Origin of the sequence: Vagococcus sp. WN89Y (assembly GCF_052220145.1) — a bacterium.
Taxonomy (GTDB): domain Bacteria; phylum Pseudomonadota; class Gammaproteobacteria; order Enterobacterales; family Enterobacteriaceae; genus Kosakonia.
Window position 1 is genome coordinate 283600 of the sequence record NZ_JBQPOM010000028.1, and the last position, 21609, is coordinate 305208.

General features: G+C 52.5%; 16 protein-coding genes and 1 pseudogene. 11 read left to right on the plus strand and 6 right to left on the minus strand.

Features of this window, described 5'->3' with window-relative positions; all coding sequences use genetic code 11:
- The first annotated feature begins 153 nt into the window (after positions 1-153).
- Positions 154-429 (plus strand): hypothetical protein, encoded by a 276-nt coding sequence (locus tag ACTU3N_RS09960; protein WP_443085966.1) that lies wholly within the window; start codon positions 154-156, stop codon positions 427-429.
- Between the two features lie 115 nt (positions 430-544).
- Here ACTU3N_RS09960 and ACTU3N_RS09965 read toward each other — a convergent pair whose 3' ends face one another.
- The gene (locus ACTU3N_RS09965) at positions 545-982 is read right to left on the minus strand and encodes a hypothetical protein (protein ID WP_443085967.1); all 438 of its coding nucleotides are present in this window, start codon (positions 980-982) and stop codon (positions 545-547) included.
- Positions 983-1167: 185 nt separating this feature from the next.
- Here ACTU3N_RS09965 and ACTU3N_RS09970 point away from each other — a divergent pair, with 185 nt between their 5' ends.
- The 3 genes from ACTU3N_RS09970 to ACTU3N_RS09980 all read left to right on the plus strand — a co-directional run bounded on the left by ACTU3N_RS09970 (position 1168) and on the right by ACTU3N_RS09980 (position 4442).
- Complete coding sequence (locus ACTU3N_RS09970; protein WP_443085968.1) at positions 1168-1443, plus strand: metal/formaldehyde-sensitive transcriptional repressor; 276 nt, start codon at positions 1168-1170, stop codon at positions 1441-1443.
- Between the two features lie 30 nt (positions 1444-1473).
- Positions 1474-2592, plus strand: a complete 1119-nt coding sequence (locus tag ACTU3N_RS09975; protein ID WP_443085969.1) for an S-(hydroxymethyl)glutathione dehydrogenase/class III alcohol dehydrogenase — start codon at positions 1474-1476, stop codon at positions 2590-2592.
- A 173-nt stretch (positions 2593-2765) separates the two neighbouring features.
- Positions 2766-4442: a methyl-accepting chemotaxis protein gene (locus tag ACTU3N_RS09980; protein ID WP_443085970.1), complete on the plus strand. Its 1677-nt coding sequence runs from the start codon at positions 2766-2768 to the stop codon at positions 4440-4442.
- Positions 4443-4579: 137 nt separating this feature from the next.
- Here ACTU3N_RS09980 and ACTU3N_RS09985 read toward each other — a convergent pair whose 3' ends face one another.
- Together ACTU3N_RS09985 and ACTU3N_RS09990 are read right to left on the minus strand one after the other, a co-directional pair.
- Entirely contained in the window at positions 4580-6877 is a 2298-nt protein-coding gene (locus ACTU3N_RS09985; RefSeq protein ID WP_443085971.1) for an FdhF/YdeP family oxidoreductase, read from the minus strand.
- Positions 6878-7012: 135 nt separating this feature from the next.
- Positions 7013-7936 (minus strand): LysR substrate-binding domain-containing protein, encoded by a 924-nt coding sequence (locus ACTU3N_RS09990; RefSeq protein WP_443085972.1) that lies wholly within the window; start codon positions 7934-7936, stop codon positions 7013-7015.
- A gap of 280 nt (positions 7937-8216) precedes the next feature.
- On the opposite strand from ACTU3N_RS09990, the gene hglS reads away from it, so the two are divergent.
- Positions 8217-9560, plus strand: coding sequence for a 2-oxoadipate dioxygenase/decarboxylase HglS (gene hglS, locus ACTU3N_RS09995; RefSeq protein ID WP_443085973.1), 1344 nt, complete (start codon positions 8217-8219; stop codon positions 9558-9560).
- Positions 9561-9622: 62 nt separating this feature from the next.
- Here the strand turns inward: hglS and ACTU3N_RS10000 are convergent, their stop codons facing one another.
- Entirely contained in the window at positions 9623-10111 is a 489-nt protein-coding gene (locus tag ACTU3N_RS10000) for a hypothetical protein (RefSeq protein WP_443085974.1), read from the minus strand.
- A gap of 319 nt (positions 10112-10430) precedes the next feature.
- Between ACTU3N_RS10000 and ACTU3N_RS10005 the strand changes: the two genes are divergently transcribed.
- Positions 10431-12086: a glucan biosynthesis protein gene (locus ACTU3N_RS10005; RefSeq protein WP_443085975.1), complete on the plus strand. Its 1656-nt coding sequence runs from the start codon at positions 10431-10433 to the stop codon at positions 12084-12086.
- Positions 12087-12131: 45 nt separating this feature from the next.
- Positions 12132-12677, plus strand: a complete 546-nt coding sequence (gene rimL, locus ACTU3N_RS10010; RefSeq protein WP_443085976.1) for a 50S ribosomal protein L7/L12-serine acetyltransferase — start codon at positions 12132-12134, stop codon at positions 12675-12677.
- Here the strand turns inward: rimL and ydcK are convergent.
- Positions 12669-13649 carry a YdcK family protein gene (ydcK, locus tag ACTU3N_RS10015; protein WP_443085977.1) on the minus strand — a complete coding sequence of 327 codons (981 nt, stop codon included), beginning with the start codon at positions 13647-13649 and terminating at the stop codon, positions 12669-12671. The genes rimL and ydcK overlap by 9 nt on opposite strands.
- 130 nt (positions 13650-13779) lie before the next feature.
- On the opposite strand from ydcK, the pseudogene tehB reads away from it, so the two are divergent.
- Positions 13780-14367, plus strand: a pseudogene (gene tehB / locus ACTU3N_RS10020) (tellurite resistance methyltransferase TehB); the annotation flags it as partial.
- 64 nt (positions 14368-14431) lie between these two features.
- Positions 14432-17551 (plus strand): putative adhesin, encoded by a 3120-nt coding sequence (locus ACTU3N_RS10025; RefSeq protein ID WP_443085978.1) that lies wholly within the window; start codon positions 14432-14434, stop codon positions 17549-17551.
- Between the two features lie 51 nt (positions 17552-17602).
- Here the strand turns inward: ACTU3N_RS10025 and ACTU3N_RS10030 are convergent, their stop codons facing one another.
- Complete coding sequence (locus ACTU3N_RS10030) at positions 17603-18787, minus strand: benzoate/H(+) symporter BenE family transporter (RefSeq protein WP_443085979.1); 1185 nt, start codon at positions 18785-18787, stop codon at positions 17603-17605.
- A 91-nt stretch (positions 18788-18878) separates the two neighbouring features.
- Here ACTU3N_RS10030 and ACTU3N_RS10035 point away from each other — a divergent pair, with 91 nt between their 5' ends.
- Together ACTU3N_RS10035 and ACTU3N_RS10040 are read left to right on the plus strand one after the other, a co-directional pair.
- Positions 18879-19439: a helix-turn-helix domain-containing protein gene (locus ACTU3N_RS10035; protein ID WP_443085980.1), complete on the plus strand. Its 561-nt coding sequence runs from the start codon at positions 18879-18881 to the stop codon at positions 19437-19439.
- Between the two features lie 183 nt (positions 19440-19622).
- The gene (locus ACTU3N_RS10040; RefSeq protein WP_443085981.1) at positions 19623-21578 is read left to right on the plus strand and encodes a peptidase U32 family protein; all 1956 of its coding nucleotides are present in this window, start codon (positions 19623-19625) and stop codon (positions 21576-21578) included.
- Positions 21579-21609: the final 31 nt, after the last annotated feature.

The following is a 21609-nucleotide window of genomic DNA, read 5'->3' on the forward strand; positions in this document are numbered from 1 at the left end:
AAGAATCACAGACTTTATAATTTGTTTAAGATGACGCACTGCTTATACATAAAATAACGCTGCAGCAGTACATATCTCACCCGGAATATTTCATGCCAGATGCACGCTTGCAAGAAAATTAAATTTTATGATTCATTTGAGGAGTAGACAATTATGAGTGCATCAGTGAGTTATCAAATTATTGATCAATGGCCTGCCTCAGATTTTGGTATTATTCTTACAGTTACATATGATACCGGTAGCCCATTCGGAGTTTATCATGTCGACAGTTCAATATTTGACCAAAAACCCGGTGGATTCACCTATACCTACACATTGAGTGGGGAACAATCAGGCGTTTCATTATCTACTGGCCAGGTGGCAGTACCGATCGTGTCAGATTTGATTTCAATGATATCACCAAAGACAGCTCCTTCATGTATCATCTAACATGCAGGGACAACTATTATCAAACGACAGTGTCCGGTAGAATCAGGATATTTACCGTATCTTAATGTTCCAATCCAGTCGCGACCTGTACCGGTCGCGGCTTTTATTTCTCTGCCTACGCTGTAATGAGTTTAAAATACCGACGGCTTTGCACCACGCTTACGATAAAGCATCCAACGAAAAATAATAAGCTCATATCTTCTGCATCGTGTTTGCCAAAAATTGAGACCGCAATAAAATTGACGAGTAACGTAGTGATGATTAAATAGAGCAGGAAAAATACGCCGGAAATTATTCTGCATAACGTTTTATTTGAAGCAATGTCAAATATTTTGGCGGTCTTATACGTTATTGGCGAAAAAAGCATTGCAATAAAACCGGCAATGATGACCATTAGCACCATCGTAGCTGCTATCAGTGGCGCTTTGCTTATTGAGTAATAGCCTGATTGCATCAAAATTAACGTGCCCGTCATCGCGGCTATAAAAGCCCCTAATACTAACTGCTTCGTACCTTCAAACATCCTGAATATTGAATCTTCCGTAATTTTCATGGTTACTCCCACCGTAAATAAATAAACTGTGATTATAACGGCCAGGGAATTATATTCAATTTTATCTGCCAGAAGAGTGGAATTACACCGCCAGTGTCCTTTCGCCTGGTATTAATAAAAAAATTACTATTACAATCACCTGCAACTTCATGTAGTATACCCCCCTATAGTATACTGGAGGGCAAATGCCACATTCACCTGAAGACAAAAAACGTATTCTGACCCGGGTCAGGCGCATTCGCGGCCAGGTCGATGCGCTGGAACGCGCGCTGGAAAATGGCGATCCGTGCATTGCCATCTTGCAACAAATCGCTGCCGTGCGCGGCGCGGCGAACGGGTTGATGGGCGAAATGGTGGAAATCCATCTGAAAGATGAGCTGGTCGCAGGGGAGACTACCAGCGATCAACGCGCCGCACGGATGTCGGAAATCGGCCATCTTCTACGCTCTTATCTAAAATAAGCTTTTACACTCACAATAAGGAAAAGACTTATGAAATCACGTGCAGCTGTCGCATTCGGTCCTGGGCAACCCCTAAAAATCGTCGAAATAGATGTCGCGCCGCCGAAAAAAGGCGAAGTGCTGGTGCGTATCACGCATACCGGTGTGTGCCATACCGATGCCTTTACGCTGTCGGGTGACGATCCGGAAGGCGTATTCCCGGCGGTATTAGGACATGAAGGCGGCGGCATTGTTGTCGAAGTCGGCGAAGGCGTAACCAGCGTAAAACCTGGCGACCACGTTATCCCTCTGTATACCGCTGAATGTGGCGAGTGTAAGTTCTGTAAATCCGGTAAAACTAACTTATGCCAGGCCGTTCGCGCCACTCAGGGCAAAGGGCTGATGCCTGATGGCACCACGCGTTTTTCCTATAACGGCGAGCCAATTTACCATTACATGGGCACCAGTACCTTCAGTGAATACACAGTCTGCGCTGAAATTTCCCTGGCAAAAGTGAACCCACAAGCACCGCTGGATAAGGTTTGCCTGCTCGGTTGCGGCGTCACCACCGGCATCGGTGCGGTGCATAACACCGCGAAAGTGAAAGAGGGCGATACCGTCGCCATTTTTGGTCTTGGCGGTATTGGCCTTGCGGCGATTCAGGGGGCGGTACAAGCCAAAGCCGGGCGCATTCTGGCCATCGACACCAACCCTGATAAATTCGCGCTGGCAAAAGAGATGGGTGCCACTGATTTTATTAACCCGAAAGACTACGATCGTCCGATTCAGGAAGTCATTGTTGAAATGACCGACGGCGGCGTGGACTTTAGCTTTGAGTGCATCGGCAATGTCAACGTGATGCGCGCCGCGCTGGAATGCTGCCATAAAGGCTGGGGTGAAAGCGTTATTATCGGCGTCGCGGGCGCAGGTCAGGAGATAAGCACACGTCCTTTCCAGCTGGTGACAGGTCGCGTCTGGCGCGGTTCGGCATTTGGTGGCGTAAAAGGGCGCACCCAGTTACCGGGCATGGTGGAAGACGCGATGGCAGGCAAAATTCGCCTCGATCCGTTTATCACCCATCGTCTGCCGCTGGAAAAAATTAACGAAGCCTTTGACCTGATGCACGAAGGAAAATCCATTCGTACCGTTATTAGCTTCGCTGATAGTTGATTCCTCCGTCGCGCCAGTGGTGTAACCGCTGGCGCAGCCAATGTCCAAATCTGTGACCGCCTTATCGTAATTTGACATAAGAAAAATCCCATTGCTGCCGATGTGTGGATAACATGCACATGTTACTTATTTGATCACTTTGAGAGTCGGTAGCCATGGATAACAAAGCAGCAATGCAAAGAACACACGGCGTTAATTTTTTACACAATATTCGACTGGTTCCTCTGTTCTCCTCCATTCTTGGCGGCATTCTGCTGTTGTTTGCCCTGAGCTCCGGTCTCGCCGGTTATTTTTTATTGCAGGCGGATCGTGACCAGCAGGATGTGACGCAGGAAATTCAGGTACGCATGGGCTTATCCAACAGCTCAAACAACCTGCGCAGTGCGCGAATCAACATGATCCATGCCGGGGCAGCAAGCCGCATCGCCGAAATGGATGACATGAAGTTCAACGTCAATGAAGCAGAAAGCCGCATCCAGCAATCCCAGCAAGCTTTCAAGCTATATCAGGAACGTGCGGTTAAAACACCCGCTGATGCAGCGCTGGATGAGGAACTGACTGCGCGTTTTAACGCCTATGTTCAGGGCCTGCAGCCGATGCTGAAATATGCGAAAAACGGCATGTTTGAAGCGATTATTAACCACGAAAGTGAGCAGGCGCGCCAGCTGGATACCGCTTTTAACGAAATCTTACTGAAAGCGATTCAAATCCGTACGGAGCGGGCAGAACACTTGACGGAGCTGGCGCACAGCCGCACGCAGATGGGCCTGGTGTTTATGGCTGCGGCATTTGCCATTGCGCTGGTACTAACATTGCTCACCTTTACCGTGCTGCGTCGCGTTGTCATCAATCCATTGCAACGTGCGGCGCAACGTATTTCGCGCATTGCTTCCGGGGATCTCACCGCCGAAGATGAAGCAGCAGGCCGTAGTGAGATTGGCCGCCTGAGCCACGATCTTCAGGCGATGCAGCACTCGCTGGTCACAACCGTGTCCACTGTGCGCATGGGCGCAGAGGAAATCTACCGGGGTACCAGCGAAATTTCTGCCGGAAACACCGATCTCTCTTCACGCACTGAGCAACAGGCCGCAGCCATTGAAGAAACGGCGGCCAGTATGGAAGAGTTGACTGCGACCGTGAAACAGAACGCGGACAACGCACACCACGCCACTGGCCTGGCACGCGATGCGTCCGGGAAAGCGACCAAAGGCGGGCAAATCGTCTCTGGGGTGGTGCAAACCATGGGCAATATCACGACCAGCTCGCGCAAAATCTCTGAAATCACGGCGGTTATCAATAGTATTGCTTTCCAGACGAACATTCTGGCGCTGAATGCCGCAGTGGAAGCTGCTCGCGCCGGGGAGCAAGGGCGTGGCTTCGCCGTGGTGGCAAGCGAAGTGCGTACGCTGGCAAGCCGTAGCGCGCAGGCGGCCAAAGAGATAGAAGCGTTGATTAGCGAATCGGTCAGTCTGATTGAACAAGGTTCCGGAGAAGTGGTTGCCGCCGGTGAAACCATGGATGAGATAGTCACCGCCGTAAAACGCGTCACCGATATCATGCTGGAAATCGCCGCCGCATCCGATGAGCAGAGCAAAGGCATAACGCAGGTCAGCCAGGCTATCACTGAAATGGATAACGTCACTCAGCAAAACGCCTCGCTGGTTGAAGAAGCCTCTGCTGCGGCGACATCGCTTGAAGAGCAGGCGGCTCGCCTCACCGAAGCGGTTGGCGCATTTCGCTTAGCGGGTGCTGCGCCACAGCGCCAGAGTAATGGCGCGACGCCTGCAGAAAAACCGTTTAAACCGCAGCGCCCGGCGCTAGCTAACGGTGATAACTGGGAAACGTTCTGATAAATAAAGAGGCCGCAAGGCCTCTTTTACTGCCAGCATCAGCCCACATTCGAAGCACAATCATATTTTGCGCCTGTATCAGTTGAAACGGTACAGGCCGTTTCGCATTGTACGTTCGACACATCTCAATCAGGGCGTCAAGCGATGCGCGAGGCGTCATTTAGCTTTGCAGCCGTAACAACGACGGGAATGGATTTCGACGTCGGCGTGCCGGTGCCATCACCAAAACGGGTGAGGGGAACCAGCGGATTAGTTTCCGGATAGTAGGCGGCAAGGTTTCCGCGCGGTATGGCATACGCAACCAGGCGGAAATTCTCCACCCGGCGAATGACGCCATCCGTTGCCAGGGTTTCGATATCCACCCGGCTACCGTCACTCAGACCCAGCGCATCAATATCCTGTGGATGCATAAACAGCACATCACGCTGGCCATAAACCCCGCGATAGCGATCGTCGAGACCATAAATGGTGGTGTTGTACTGGTCGTGTGAACGCAGGGTTTGTAACACAAACGGGGCCTGCGTTTCCGGGCAGACAGACTCAGGAAGTGGCGCCGCGCTGAACTGCGCCTTGCCTGACGAGGTAGCAAAGCGCAGTTCAGCCGCAGCATTACCGAGCCAGAAACCGCCTGGCTCCTCGCACAGCGCATTAAAGTTAGCAAAACCCGGAAGCGTCGCGGCGATATGATCGCGGATCAAGCTGTAATCCGCCGCTAATGCCAGCCAGTCGAGCTTATCGGCTCCCAGCGTGGCATGGGCTATTCCGGCAACGATAGCGACTTCCGAGCGCTGAGTCGCCGCCAGCGGCTTACCGATACCTTCCGACGCATGCACCATGCTGAAGGAGTCTTCAACGGTTACAAACTGGCGACCACTCGCCTGCATATCCTCTTCCGTGCGCCCAAGCGTTGGCAAAATAAGCGACTGTTTGCCCGGCATCAGATGGCTGCGGTTAAGTTTTGTACTGACATACACCGTCAGACCGCAGCGGCGTAAGGCTTCACAGGTACATGGCGTATCTGGTGCGGCGGCGGCAAGATTACCGCCAAGCGCCAGCAACACATTGACTTCGCCGCGAAGCATAGCCTGGATAGCATCAACCGTATGGTGACCAGGCGCACGAGGCGGTGCAAAGCGAAAATGGTGGGCGAGGCTGTCCAGTAAGGCTGCGGGTGGCTTTTCATCAATACCCATTGTGCGATTACCCTGCACATTACTGTGCCCGCGTACCGGGCAAAGTCCTGCGCCGGGCTTGCCGAGATGCCCGCCTAACAGTTGCAGATTAGTGATTTCCCGTACGGTATCCAGCGAGTGCTTATGTTGTGTGATACCCATCGCCCAGCAGCAGATCACACGTTTCGCATGTTGCCAAACCGCCGCCGCTTCGCGCAGAGCCTGTTCGGTTAAACCCGACTGTCGTTCGATAGTTTGCCAGTCGGTTGCATCAATTTGCGCAAACCACGCGTCGATACCGTGCGTATGTTCAGCAATAAAAGCATGCGCGAAAATCCCGGCCTCACCTGAAGCAAGGCTTAGACGGTGTGTTTCCAGCAGCGCTTTTGCCATACCCCGGACGGCGGCCATATCGCCACCGAGTTGGGGCTGATAATAAAAAGAGCTAATTGTGCCAGCCATTGAGGTGACGACTTCCAGCGGTTTTTGCGGGTCGGCAAAACGCTCAAGGCCGCGTTCGCGCAGGGTGTTAAATGTGACGATACGCGCACCGCGATCTGCCGCGTGCCGCAGGCTGTGCAGCATGCGCGGATGGTTAGTTCCGGGGTTTTGCCCGAAGATAAAAATGGCGTCAGCCTTGTCGAAATCCGCCAGATGCACCGTGCCTTTGCCGACGCCGATGCTGCGCTTAAGCCCTGCGCCGCTGGCCTCATGGCACATATTTGAACAATCCGGGAAGTTATTCGTGCCCACCATGCGCCCGAAGAGTTGATACAGGTAGGAAGCCTCATTGCTGGCGCGACCAGAGGTATAAAGCTCCAGCTGGTTGGGATTATCCATTGCCTGAATATGTTCAGCGATAAGCGCAAACGCATCGTCCCAGGAGACGGGTTCATAGCAATCGGTTTGTGGGTTATAACGCAGAGGTTCGGTTAAGCGCCCCTGGTATTCAAGGAAGTAATCGCTCTGGCGTTGCAGTGCGCTGACGCTATGTTGCGCAAAAAACGAAGCATCGACTTTTCTCCGCGTCGCTTCCCAGGTTACCGCTTTGGCACCATTTTCACAAAAACTGAAGGTGCTTTTATTATCATCACCCCAGGCGCAACCGGGGCAGTCAAAGCCACGCGCTTTGTTCATCCGCCATAAATTGCGCAAATTCTTGAGGGCGTTTTTACTGTCGAAAACAAAGCGGGTTGTGGCTTCGAGCGACCCCAGACCACCGGCAGCAGCCTGATAGGGTTTGATAGCGGTTTTGAATTTCATCGGTTTTTCCGTGCAGTGACATCACGGTTAAAGTGTATCGCGTATAACAACAACCCTTAATTAACAACCCATTTTTGTCACACAATTAACATTTTATTTACCGTTTGCGCAACGGAACAAACGGAGATGCCGGGATCAGCCCGGCATGGTCTTACGAATAGCGCTAATCAGCCGGTACGCAGCCGGAGAGAGCGGTGTATCAACACGCGTCAGAATACCAATAGGATCGCCAATCCCCAGCGGCTGAACAGGCAAGGCAATCAACGCGCCGAGGCGTAAATCATCTTTCACCGCGCCGGACGGCACAAACCAGACATAGTCATAGTCCACGGTGAGCTGGCGCGACAACGAGGCGGAGAGGGTCTCCACACAGCCAGACGGTAACGTACAATGCTGGCTTGCCAGTAGGTCTTCGGCGTGCTGGCGGGGAACCGTTCCTTCAGGCGATACCACCACCGGCCATTCCAGCACGCGGCTCAGGGTGACGGTGGTTTGCAATAAAGGATGGCGCGGGCGAACCACCAGTTTCAGCGACTCAAGGAACAGTAACTCATAATTCAGGCCGCTCATCAGTTCAGGATCTGACATCCGCCCGATACCTAAATCCAGCTCACCGGATTTTAACCCGGCCAGCAGCATGGGGTTGTTGGTCGTCGCCACCTGAATTCTGAGATCCGGCTGTTGCTTATGCAGCTGACCTAAAACCGTGGGCAAAATACCCAGCGCGGCAGTGGGCAGAGCGCCAATACGAATCAGATCGTTTTGTTGTTCGGTTTTATAATTTAGCGACTGGCCAGCGACGTTCAGCGCATCCAGCACCCGCACCGCATGAGAGAGAAATTGTTCCCCCACCAGGGTAAGTTTCGCGCCAAGACGCCCGCGATCGAATAATCGCTTACCGGTGAGTTGCTCCAGCTCATTCAGTGTTTTCGATAACGCTGGCTGGCTTAAATTAAGGGTTTCAGCCGCACGCCCAAGAGTTCCTTGTTGAGCGACAGCCACGAATGTATGCAAGTGGCGCAGACGAATGCGCTGTGAAAACAGACCATTTTTTTCCATAAGGCGATGTTTAAAGCAGAGCGAAGCTGGTGACAAGTTAAGTTGTTTAATTTTGATAACTTCATAGCAAAACATTATTAACATTTCATTCTTTTGACTTACAAACAATATTTGCCAGCAATGTGATCTCAGCAGCAGGTATCTGGCGGTTTTGTATAATTTTTCGTTATGTTTCTGCCCGCCGCATGTTTTCAGTCAGGATCACACTTTGTAAATTTCCCATCACACGGATGAATGACCCTTCCTACACTCCAGAGAGGCATACTGGAGGGAAAGGGTTATGACGCACACCATCATGGTTGATGAAATTCGCGAACAATTTTCTCAGGCCATGTCGGCGATGTACCAACAGGAAGTTCCGCAATACGGCACACTGCTGGAACTGGTCGCCGACGTGAACCTGGCAGTGCTGGAACATAACCAGCGCCTGCATGAACAACTGGCTAACGCCGACGAGTTAGGCCGACTGAATGTGGAGCGCCACGGCGCCATTCGCGTAGGCACGGCACAAGAGCTGTCCATGCTGCGACGGATGTTTGCGATTATGGGGATGTTTCCGGTCAGCTATTACGATCTGTCGCAGGCGGGGGTGCCGGTGCACTCCACCGCCTTTCGCCCGATAGATGATGCAGCGCTGACCCGCAATCCTTTCCGGGTATTTACTTCGCTGTTGCGCCTTGAGCTGATCGAGGATGAAACGTTGCGCAACAAAGCCGCGGACATTCTGGCAAAGCGCGACATTTTTACGCCCGCCTGCCGCCAGCTTATTGAGTTACACGAGCTCAACGGCGGTTTTACCCCACAACAGGCCACGGCCTTTGTGCACGAAGCGCTGGAGACATTTCGCTGGCACCGTCACGCCACGGTGGATCAGGAAACCTATCAGGCATTGCACAATGAGCACCGTTTGATTGCTGATGTGGTCTGTTTCCCGGGCTGCCATATCAACCACCTGACACCGCGTACGCTGGATATCGATCGCGCGCAGGCATTGATGCCTGAGTATGGTATCGAGCCAAAAATTCTTGTTGAAGGGCCGCCGCGCCGCGATGTGCCTATCTTACTGCGCCAGACCAGTTTTAAAGCACTCAATGAGCCAGTGCTGTTTAACGCAGGGGAGCAGGGGACCCACACGGCGCGCTTTGGCGAGATAGAGCAGCGCGGCGTGGCGTTAACGAAAAAGGGCCGCAAGCTTTACGATAAGCTGCTTGCCGAGGCGGGAACCGGTACGGATAACCTGACGCATCAGCTGCATTTGCAGGAGGTCTTCAAAGCGTTTCCGGACAGCGAAATGATGTTGCGCAAACAAGGGCTGGCGTGGTTTCGCTATCGCCTGACGCCCTCCGGCGAAGCCCACCGCCAGGCAATTCACCCCGGTGACGATCCGCAGCCCTTCATCGAACGTGGCTGGGTGGTGGCGCAGCCTATCACTTATGAAGATTTCCTGCCGGTCAGCGCGGCCGGAATATTCCAGTCGAATCTTGGCAACCAGACGCAAGCCCGCAGCCACGGCAACGCCAGCCAGGCGCAGTTTGAAGCGGCGCTGGGTTGCCCGGTGCTTGATGAGTTAATCCTCTATCAGGAGGCGGAGGAACGCAGTAAGCGACGTTGCGGTTTGCTGTAAAGCCAGATCCCGCCCGCCAGCACATCCGGCGGGCAGTGTTGAAAGCCGGTACGGGTGCGCGGTCAAACCTCGCTTTCAACCGCTGATGGCTTACCCACCACCAGGCGAACATCTGAAAAGATATTGTTGGCGATATTTTCTATTGCCACAATATCTGCTTCCAGTAGCGCTTTTTGCGTTTCGCTGGCCGTCGGGAAGATAATCGCTCTTAGCTCCTGACTGTAATCCTTGATGATTTGCTGATCTTCACGGGTAAACTCGCCCTGATGCTGGCGGATCCAGGCCTGGAAATTATCCAGCACCGACTGCTGGTTATTATTCAGGGCAAGGATCTCTTTGCCATGCATAAAAAATTGCGTGAGATAAAAGTTCAGGTTGGCTTTGAGCGTATTACTGGCGGCAAGGGCAGGTGGACGGCGGCAAAGGCACCCGGCGCTATTTTTTATCCAGTTCAGTAAACATACAATACTGCTGCGCTTACTGGCTAACGGCAGGGTTTGATAAGGATTATAAACGCGGGCGTGACGAGTTGCGGCAGCGGCGGCGGGCATGGTTACCTCCTTTATTTGAGCAAAATGCCTCGCAAGATGTAACACAAGGCAACAGGCGTAAATATCAAAAAAACCAGGCTCCACCGCCGCCCGCCGGGCGGCGTTTTCGTGTTCTATTTACGTACATGATGTATACACAGCTTTCAGGCTGCTCCGATCGACATGAAATAATTACGCTTTTGCGTAGAATTTCGCCACCCAACAAATGGATTTTGAATGTTTTTTTGTCTAAAGTGTGCCTTCACAAATAAACACTTTTGCCGCTGTTTTGCGACATCGCGAAGTGTCACTAACCGACCAGAAGGACGCGTTATCAGGCATGAACCGCAGACGATTTATTCAGGCATCCATGGCTCTCGCCGCCACTTATGGCACAACCGGTGTTGCTTCGCTCTTTTCCCGCGCGGCGTTTGCTGCTGATTCTGACATCGCTGATGGCCAGAGCCGGCGTTTTGACTTCTCCGTGCTGCAATCAATGGCGCATGACCTGGCGGAAAAACCCTGGGGCGGGGCGCCAAAAGCGCTGCCTGAAACCCTGGCGAACCTGACACCTCAGGCGTACAACAGCATTCAGTATGACGCGAATCACTCCTTATGGAATAACGTCGACAATCGCCAGCTTGATGTCCAGTTCTTCCACGTCGGCATGGGCTTTCGCCGCCGCGTTCGCATGTTCTCGCTCGATCCGCAAAACCATCAGGCCCGTGAAATTCACTTCCGCCCGGCGTTATTTAATTACCACGACGCGGGCGTTGATACGAAGCAGCTCGAAGGCCAGAGCGATCTGGGTTTTGCCGGGTTTCGCGCTTTCAAAGCCCCGGAACTGGCGCGCCGCGATGTCGTCTCCTTCCTGGGCGCCAGCTATTTTCGCGCGGTAGACAATACGTTCCAGTACGGGCTGTCTGCCCGTGGCGTGGCCATTGACACCTTTACGGATTCGCCGGAAGAGTTTCCGGACTTTACCGCGTTCTGGTTTGAGACCGCTAAACCGTCAGACACCTCGTTTACCGTCTATGCGCTGCTCGACAGCCAGAGCATCACCGGTGCCTTTAAGTTTGTTATCCACTGCGAAGAGAGCCAGGTGGTGATGGATGTAGAAAACCGTCTCTACGCGCGTAAAGAGATCAAACAACTGGGCATTGCGCCGATGACCAGTATGTTTAGCTGCGGCAATAATGAGCGCCGCGTTTGCGATACTATTCATCCGCAGATCCATGACTCCGATCGCCTGGCAATGTGGCGCGGCAACGGCGAGTGGATTTGCCGACCGCTGAATAACCCGCAAAAGCTGCAATTTAACGCGTTCCTTGATAACAACCCGAAAGGCTTCGGTTTGTTGCAATTAGACCGGGATTTTTCACATTATCAGGACGTGATGGGCTGGTATAACAAACGCCCAAGCCTGTGGGTCGAGCCGCGCAACAAATGGGGCAAAGGCTCCGTCTGCCTGATGGAGATCCCAACGACCGGCGAAACGCTGGATAACATCGTCTGCTTCTGGCAGCCGGAAAAACCGGTCAAAGCAGGCGATGAGTTTGCTTTCGAGTATCGTCTCTACTGGAGTGCGATGCCGCCGGTGCGCTCGCCGCTGGCGCGCGTGTACGCAACCCGTACCGGCATGGGCGGCTTCCCGGAGGGATGGGCACCGGGTGAACATTACCCGCAAAAATGGGCGCGCCGTTTCGCCATCGATTTCGTCGGCGGCGACCTGAAAGCTGCAGCGCCAAAAGGCATCGAGCCGGTCATTACGCTATCGAGCGGTGAAGCAAAACAGGTGGAAATCCTCTACGTCGAACCGTTTGATGGCTACCGTATTCTTTTTGACTGGTACCCAACCAGCGACGCCACCGATCCGGTAGAAATGCGCATGTTCCTGCGCTGCCAGGGCGATGCCATCAGCGAAACGTGGCTTTATCAGTACTTCCCGCCCGCCGCCGACAAGCGTAACTATATTGACGATCGCATCATGCGCTAAGCCTGTGTTCTCCCCGCAAGGGGAGAATGCGCGACCGGAGAAAGTATGCAAACCGACCGTCTGATACCCGTGAACGATCGCATCACACTGCACGCTGCCGACGAGCGTTTTGTTCACGATTTGCATCAGTTGATTGTTAAAAACTGCGACTGGCTGCAACAGTTTCTCGACTGGCCGCAATATGTGCGCTCGCCAGAAGACACGCGTAAAACGGTGCAGGGCAACATCATGCTGCACCAGCGTGGTTACGCGAAAATGTTTATGATAACCCACGATGAAACGCTGGTCGGGGTGTTGGCCTTTAATGCTATCGAGCCGTTAAACAAAACCGCCTATATCGGCTACTGGCTGGATCAGGAGGCGGTTGGGCAGGGGATTTTATCGTTATCCATACAGGCGATGATTGATTTCTACGCCCGGCAAGGAGAAATTCGCCGCTTTGTCATCAAGTGCCGGGTGCAGAATAGCGCCAGTAACCAGGTGGCGCAGCGCAACGGGTTTACGCTTGAAGGCTGCCTGAAAGAGGCGGAATTTCTGAACGGTCACTATGATGATCAGAACATTTGGGCGCGCATCGTCACGTCAGACTGAACCCACCAACGGCGTGCGCGTGATATGTTGCGCGTCGTTAATCACTTTTGGCCCGCGCAGCAAAATAGCGTCGCCTTCCAGCGCTTCGATCACCGCATCGCCCGTTATCTCGACCTGATGTGCTATTAATACATCTCCCGTAATGCGCGCATTTCCTTGTACCACGACTTTTTCATCAAGCTGAAGCGGGCCGCCGCGCAGCAAAGCATGACCGCCAACCAGAACGTGATGCTTCAGGACACAGTTCCCTTCAATGACCGCATGTTCCGCAACTTGCGCGCTGTAACGCAGCGTCGGAATCGCATCCTCCTGCGTACCGGCAATCAGTCGGGCGTGCCCGTACACTTTTGCGCAATCGCATACCCAGACATCATTTTGCGCATTACCTTCCAGCAGGGCAAAGTCAAACACTTCAGCCCGATGCTCAATAAACGCGTAATTAACGCTGGCATCACCATAGATTTGCGCCTGGTGGACGACCCGCGAGTGGCTCACCGTGGCGCGATCGTAAATTTGCAGGATTTGCTCTGCGTCTGGCGTCAGGCCGCGCGCGGCAATGACAACGCTTTCGCTAAGTACACGCGCCTCACCACGTATATGGCATACACCACGCACCATAGAGGCCTGAACCGTGACGTTGTCACTTAATTGCGCGCCATGGCTTAGCTCACAGCCATCGACCCAGGCATTATCGCGCACCGTGACTTCATGGCAGATAACACACGGCTGGGTAATGCGCGCATCGCCGCTAACGCGACTGCCGAGAAACACCATGCTGTTTTCATCGTATATCCAGCACACTCCCTGTTGTGAAAGCACAGCCTCGTCATCGACCCAGCCGCCAGGCGTGCCGGATGGCACATCGTTAAAGTCGCGCAGGGCAATAATCTGGCGCAGCGAGACGCTTTTTTTCTCACCCTCTAACTGATAATGAAACACACGCGTCGTTTCACTGAGTCGGTATTTATCCATGCTCTTTTCCCCTTACGGCCTGCATTAAACGTAGCAAATTTTTCGCCACTGGCTATCACGGCCCGGAATCAATAAAATGTAGAAAAAATGCATCTTTAGACACTCGCAGAGATTAACAACAATGACCATCCGTGAAGAAAACTACTTTAGTGAAAAGTATGGCATGACCCCAACGCACTCTGAGGTGCTCAGCGCGATGAGCGTTGTCCGGCCTGGCAAAACGCTGGATCTTGGCTGCGGCAACGGTCGCAACAGCTTGTATCTGGCAAGCAGGGGCTTTGATGTCACCGCATGGGATAAAAACCCTAACAGCCTGAGTAATCTTGAGAAAATCCGCGCCGAAGAGGGGCTGGATAATTTGCATATTGCTGAAGTGGATCTTAATCATCTGCACTTTGACGGGGAGTATGACTTTATTCTTTCCACCGTGGTGCTGATGTTCCTTGAGGCACAAACCATTCCGGGTTTGCTGGCGAATATGCAGCGTTGCACCAAACCAGGCGGTTATAACCTGATTGTTGCCGCTATGGATACAGAAGATTATCCCTGCACGGTCGGTTTCCCGTTTGTGTTTAAAGAAGGGGAACTGCGCAATTACTACCAGGGTTGGGAGCTGATTAAATATAACGAAAACCCAGGTGAGCTGCACCGTACGGATGCCTTTGGAAATCGTATCAAGCTACGTTTTGCCACCATGCTGGCGCGCAAAACAGCTTAAAAAACGTAGCCGGGGACACTCCGGCTATTTTCAGGATGAATAAATTCACAGGAAAGGATGCAGGATGCCCGAGATCCCCGCTTTGCATGCGCAATACCGCCGCGCAATCGGCACCCAAGCCAACCGGCAAGACAGCACGACCCAAACTCAACACGATTACGACCGCTATATCAAAAAACTCGCCGACATGCCTGGTCTGCACAGCAGTAATGCGCAGCGCCAGGCGCTTGCCCCTGCGTTGCTGCAGGTGATTGCCTGCCTGAGTTACGCACGTCCCACCCCGCAAGTCCCTGAGTTTAACCACACCACGCACGAGAAGAGTCATTCACTGGTGCCGCAATTATTCTCCGTAACGCGCCCGGCACCGCTCCTGCCACAGCCGGTGCGATATCGTCGCGCCGCGCCGCAGGCCGGCGTAATTCCCCGCGCCATCAATAAACCCGTGACGGTTTTGGATATCCAGGATGCAGAGCAAATTATTTTTAATGAGCAGCAAAAACGCATTATCCATCTTCTGCGTAATAGTCATACAGGCGGCATTCACACCGCCGAACAGCGCTTAAACCAGTTAGTTAATTACCTGCAAACCGGCGCGGCAGAAAAAAAGAGGGACGTTGTCGCCAACCGCTTAATAAGAACCGGCGGCGGATATTATACGAATAAAAAGCATGCTATTCCTCCGTCGTGGAAACAGTCGGCCATTGCGGATTATATGCTTCGGGAACTTCTTGGCATGCCATTTACCCCATGGCTTATTCTGCAAAAAGATTTGAATCATGGCGTAATAGAAAAACACTTAAAAACTGTAAAAAACCTTAACCCCCAGACGCTGCACTATTTTCAAACTCACATATTGAATAAGATTCTGCCTACCATTACGTTTTCATTAAGTGCCGCCGATGAAAATACGTTAAATAACATGAGCCTTTTACAACCGGAGTGGGGCTATTTACATGCAGGTGCACTGTTATTAAATGAAAGCGGTGTCTCACTGGACGGGCTGACGCTTAATGAAATTCAGGATATTGGTTTGCTACTTGATATGCTGCTGCGTAACGCCAGCGTACCTGACGATTATGCCGAATACTTTCGGTTGCCTGCATTATTGCACAATCAGTTCAGTGAGCACAAAAAGGAAGACAACCAGCAAATTTTGCCGGACTATTTTTCGCATACGCAAGCGTGGATAATTGACAATAATCCTCTGTACCACTTACACCAACTGGCAAAAGGATGGAAAACGCGACGCGAACTGGCCAAAGAATTACTGATTAAGCATCAGGTTAATGAGAAATGGCTTATTCGCTGGCTGAATTATCATGCACCAATGCCAGCGACCGGGAGGAATGGGCGAATTGTTTTGCCGAATATTGATGACGTATTTGACAAGCAAAACGAAAAACTGACGGAGGCTAATCGCCGGGTTGAACACCTGTTATTAAGTGATGCGTTTGAGTCATTACATTTTTCCGATCAGCAATTTATTTTGACCGCTAAAGTCGAACGCGTAAACGGTGAATTTAATTCGATGGCGTCACTTTATGGTGTTCCACTGCCACCGTCGGCGAGAGTGGCGATGAGCCAGTCGAACGCCATGATTTTTCGCATCCCGGATAATATTGAATTACTGAAATGCAGCGCCGGGGATGAGGTGCGAATTTATGCGCTGGAAGAGCACAAAGAGAGTAGCTGGCGGTTCAACAGAGTCGATTACAACCGACAACAGCTACTGGACTTGTTACCAGACGATAGTATTCCGGCCACCGACCCGGATTATAAGCTGAAATATACAACGCCCATCCTGCTAAAACAGCCCAACGAATCGACGCAAAAAACGATTCTGCAACTGGCCCAGTTGCGTTACACCAAACTGCTTAAATCACTCGCTCACGTTGGGTATGAAAAAACCACTCAGGAAAAAGCCCACGATTTTCTGCTCAGCCTGATCCCGTTCTATACCTGTATTTCTGAAAGTATCAAAGGCAATATCGACGAGGCGATGCCTGCCTGCGCAATGGATATTGTTTCTTTCTTGCCCTTTGCCGGTGCGGCGTTAGCAACAAGCACACGGTTTGGTATTACGCTCAGCAGAGCCACAACGCTTGCGCTGCGTTACGGCTTACAACAGGCCGGGATTAAACAAATACTGAAAAGCACCGGCAGTACGATTATTAAACAATTCCCATCTATCGCCCAACAGATTTCCCCTCAGGTGATGCGTGGTCTGGGAAATAGTTTTATCAGTGCCGTCGATCCGGGATTTAATTTACTGGCACTGGCGGGAGAGCAAGGCATTAATGCGCTGGCAATAATTATGACGCAAATTCCTTCCGGACATTTGGGCATTGAACGACTCACCAGCATATTACATAAACGCGCCCAGCCTTCATTACGCTCTGCGACAAATCTCAACGTCAAAAGCGTTTATAGCCAGCTGCACGGAAAAGATCTGGATGTCACGCTCACCGCTACGGAAAGAGGCAGAGAAATTTGGGTGCGGGTAGACAGGAAAACGGGCGAACTGTTCGGCAGAAAATATATCCGCAACGCTTTTGGCTTTCTTGAACCTGCTCCGGTAAAACTGGGCAAGCGGTTCTACCAGATAAAAACCATGGGGTTGGGAGGGCACGGCTCAAAATTTGCCGCAGAGATATGGCGTCATACAGCAGAGAACAGATTATTGCTTCCCAGTGAAACGACAAATTATAAAGACTTTTCGATTACCACTTATAATAAGTACCTCTCTGCTGACCAGAAAGAGCTTATTGTTTTAGCCCATGGTCGGCTACGCTCAAGATTCAGAAAAATAGCGGCCGTACCTGCTGATGTCTATTTTTATGCTGCCGCGAACCGTGATTTTGAGGCCAGTAATGCGGAAATCCTCAAGTTCCAGACACGCAGGGAGGATCTTACGCCGCAAGATATTATCAATACGGGAGCGGAAACGCGAGATTATGAATTACAGCACGCCAGCGGGCCTTTTGAAGACACTTATGCGAAATTTCGCTATCACTCGCGCTTTCTCAATAGTGATATTTCTGCGGGCAGTAATAATGGCAAGCCGTTATTCGACGTATTAATTATCAACAAAGAACACACGATTACGCTGGCGAAACTGATAGAGCAGATCCCGCCCTACAGCAAAATACACTGCTTATTTTGCCGCACGCGCGCCATGCCTTAATGAAAAGTTGCCCGCTTAGCTGCAAAGCCTGGCGGGCAAGCTGGAATCATTTTATGTACGGCGCGCCTGCGACAATACGACATAACATGCGCCGCCAATGACCAGCCCCCAGAATGCTGAGCCAATCCCCATAAGCGTGACGCCGCTTGCGGTCACCAGAAACGTTACAATGGCCGCATCACGCTCGCTCTCTTTGGTCAGCGCCTGATGCAGACTGCCGCTAATCGTACTTAATAATGCCAGCCCGGCCAGCGTCTGAAGCCAGGCCTGAGGTAACGACGCCAGTAATGAGCTGATCGACCCGCCAAAAAAACCAGCCAGCAAATAGAAAACACCCGCCGCCGCTGCCGCAAGCCAGCGTTTGTCTGCATCCGGATGCGCCTCCGGGCTTTGGCAAATGGCCGCCGTGATGGCGGCGATGCAGACAGAATACACGCCGAAAGGCGACAGCAGCAGCGCCAGCGCGCCGGTAAAAATGATCAGTGCCGAGACCGGCGGGTGATAGCCAGCAGCCTGCATGGTCGCCAGACCGGGCGCATTTTGCGAGGCCATCGTCACCAGAAAAAAAGGAAGACCAATACTAATGAGCGATGCCCAATGGAACTCTGGTGCGGTATAACCGGGAGCAACCAGCGAAAATGCCACATTTTCTGTTGTCACGTCGCCAAAAAATAGCGCAACCAGCGCGCCGACAACTAATGTTGCGACGATAGCATAGCGTGGAGCAAGGGCTTTACAGATAAGCCAGGCCAGTAGCATACTGCCGCACAAAGTGAAATGGCTTTCCATATTACTGAATATCTGTAACCCAAAACGCAGCAAAATACCCGCCAGCATCGCGGCGGCAAGCGTGTGCGGAATAACTTTCATCAAGCGGGCGAACAGACCAGTAATACCGCACAGCACAATAAGCGCATTGGCGAAAATAAAAATGCCGACCGCTTCGTTTAATGAAACGCCCTGCAAGTTGCTGGCGAGCAGGGCGGCGCCGGGTGTTGACCAGGCCGTGAGAACCGGCATGCGATACCACAAGGTGAGTGCAAGCGTGCTGATGCCCATGCCGATGCCAAGAGCGGTCATCCAGCTTGCAATTTGCGTGGCGCTGGCTCCGGCAGCCAAAGCGGCTTGCCAGATAATGGCCGCCGAGCTGGCATAACCAACCAGTACGGCGACAAAACCCGCCAGCACGCTGGTAAAGGGTATCGCAACGGGAACAGAAAGCGTTGTAAGACGCATTTGCACTCCTTGTGCGTTATAACATCCAGACAATTTAGCACTGTGCGCTATAACGCACAAGTCAATGGCAGATGGTCAATCAGGAGATATCATGGAGCTCACACTTTATCTGGCGACGACGCTGAAAAGCTTGCGGCAAGGGCGGGGCTGGAGCCTTTCCCGGCTGGCGGACGAAACAGGCGTATCCAAAGCAATGCTGGGGCAGATAGAGCGTAACGAATCCAGTCCGACCGTGGCTACGCTGTGGAAAATCGCCACCGGGCTGAATGTTCCTTTTTCAACCTTTATTGCGCCACCCGAAGGTGACACGCCGCTGCCCTATGATCCTGACCAGCAAGCGATGGTTATCACGCCGCTTTTTCCCTGGGATGAGAAACTCCATTTTGACCTTTTTTCGATAACCCTGGCACCAGGTGCGCTGAGCGAGTCCACGCCGCATGAAAAGGGCGTCATTGAGCATGTGATTGTGATTAGCGGCGCGCTGGATATGTGCATTAACGGGCAGTGGCGGACATTGACCGCCGGAAGCGGAGTGCGTTTTGCCGGTGATGAGGCGCACTCTTATCGCAACAGCGCCTCGCAGACCGTACATTTCCACTCGCTTATTCATTACCCACAAGAAAAAACCGCAAGCGAGCTTGCGGCAAAATAACGACGACAACGTAAAAAAGACATGTCCTGATAACGACTCTATCGCCAGAGGAAAAGTAGCGGAAATAGTAATTTCAGCTTTGTATTGCCAGCAGGCGCAAATTCCCCCGCTCACCGGTGGTGTAACGGCCCTGATGTGACTACAATAGCCGCCATTTTGTACATAATGGATAATGACGATTGTATGCGCCTGCACTCCCATCAACTTGAGCTTTTAAGTCCGGCCCGCGACACGGCTATCGCCCGTGAGGCTATTCTTCATGGCGCGGATGCTGTCTATATTGGCGGGCCGGGTTTTGGCGCGCGCCACAACGCAGGCAACAGCCTGCGGGATATCGCCGAACTGGTGCCTTTTGCCCATCGTTATGGCGCTAAAATCTTTATCACCCTCAATACAATCCTGCACGATGATGAACTGGAACCTGCGCAGCGCCTGATTGGCGAGCTTTATCAGGCCGGTGTTGATGCGCTGATTGTGCAGGATATGGGTATTCTGGAGCTGGATATTCCGCCCATTGAGCTGCATGCCAGTACCCAGTGCGATATCCGCAGCGTGGAAAAAGCGAAGTTTCTCGCGGATGTCGGTTTTAGCCAGATAGTGCTGGCGCGCGAGCTGAACCTTGAGCAGATCCGCGCGATTCATGACGCGACCGACGCCACGATTGAGTTTTTTATCCACGGCGCGCTGTGCGTGGCATATTCCGGTCAGTGCAATATTTCCCACGCGCAAACCGGGCGCAGCGCCAACCGGGGGGATTGCTCCCAGGCGTGCCGCTTGCCCTATACCTTAAAAGACGATCAGGGCCGCGTAGTGGCCTATGAAAAACACCTGCTGTCGATGAAAGATAACGATCAGACCGCCAACCTGGCTGCGCTTATCGATGCAGGTGTTCGCTCCTTTAAAATCGAGGGGCGTTATAAAGATATGAGCTATGTGAAAAATATCACCGCTCACTATCGCCAGATGCTGGATGCGATCATTGAAGAGCGAGGCGACCTGGCTCGCGCCTCGGCAGGGCGTACCGAGCATTTCTTCGTGCCATCGACAGATAAAACCTTCCATCGCGGCAGCACCGATTATTTTGTCAACGCCCGCAAGATCGATATCGGTGCTTTCGACTCGCCAAAATTTGTCGGCTTACCGGTGGGCGAAGTGTTGAATGTCGCCAAAGATCACCTGGACGTGCAAACCACCGAACCTCTGGCAAACGGCGACGGCCTGAATGTGCTGGTGAAGCGCGAAGTGGTCGGCTTTCGCGTCAATGTTGCCGAGAAAACCGGTGATAATCGCTACCGCGTTTTCCCGAACGAAATGCCCCCGGCGCTGAAAAACGTGCGCCCGCATCATCCGCTGAACCGTAACCTTGACCATAACTGGCAACAGGCGCTGCTCAAAACCTCCAGCGAGCGGCGTATTGGTATCGATATCGAGCTGGGCGGCTGGCAGGAGCAGCTGATTTTAACGCTCAGCAGCGAAGATGGCGTCACTATCACCCATACGCTCGACGGGTTGTTTGATGAAGCGAATAACGCCCACGCGCTGGAAAAACTGAAAGATGGCCTGAGCAAACTGGGGCAAACCTGTTATTACGCCCGCCGTGTAGAGGTTAACCTGCCGGGCGCATTATTTGTGCCAAATAGTGTGCTAAACCAGTTCCGCCGCGAAGCGGTAGAGATGCTGGAGGCCGCGCGCCTGGCAAGCTACCAGCGCGGCAGCCGTAAACCGGTATCCACACCTGCGCCGGTCTACCCGGAAACGCATCTTTCGTTTCTGGCAAACGTCTATAACCATAAGGCACGTGAATTTTATCACCGCTACGGTGTGCAGCTGATTGACGCGGCGTTTGAAGCGCATGAAGAGAAGGGCGATGTGCCGGTGATGATCACCAAACACTGCCTGCGCTTTGCCTTCAATTTGTGCCCGAAACAGGCGAAAGGGAATATCAAAAGCTGGCGCGCCACGCCGATGCAACTTATTCATGGCGACGAAGTGCTGACGCTGCGTTTTGACTGCCGCCCTTGCGAGATGCATGTTGTGGGCAAAATCAAAAACCACATCCTGAAGATGCCGCTGCCGGGAAGCGTAGTGGCGTCCATCAGCCCGGATGATTTGCTCAAAACCTTACCTAAAAACAGGTAAAAAAGACAAGAGGATGCACGTTGGGCATCCT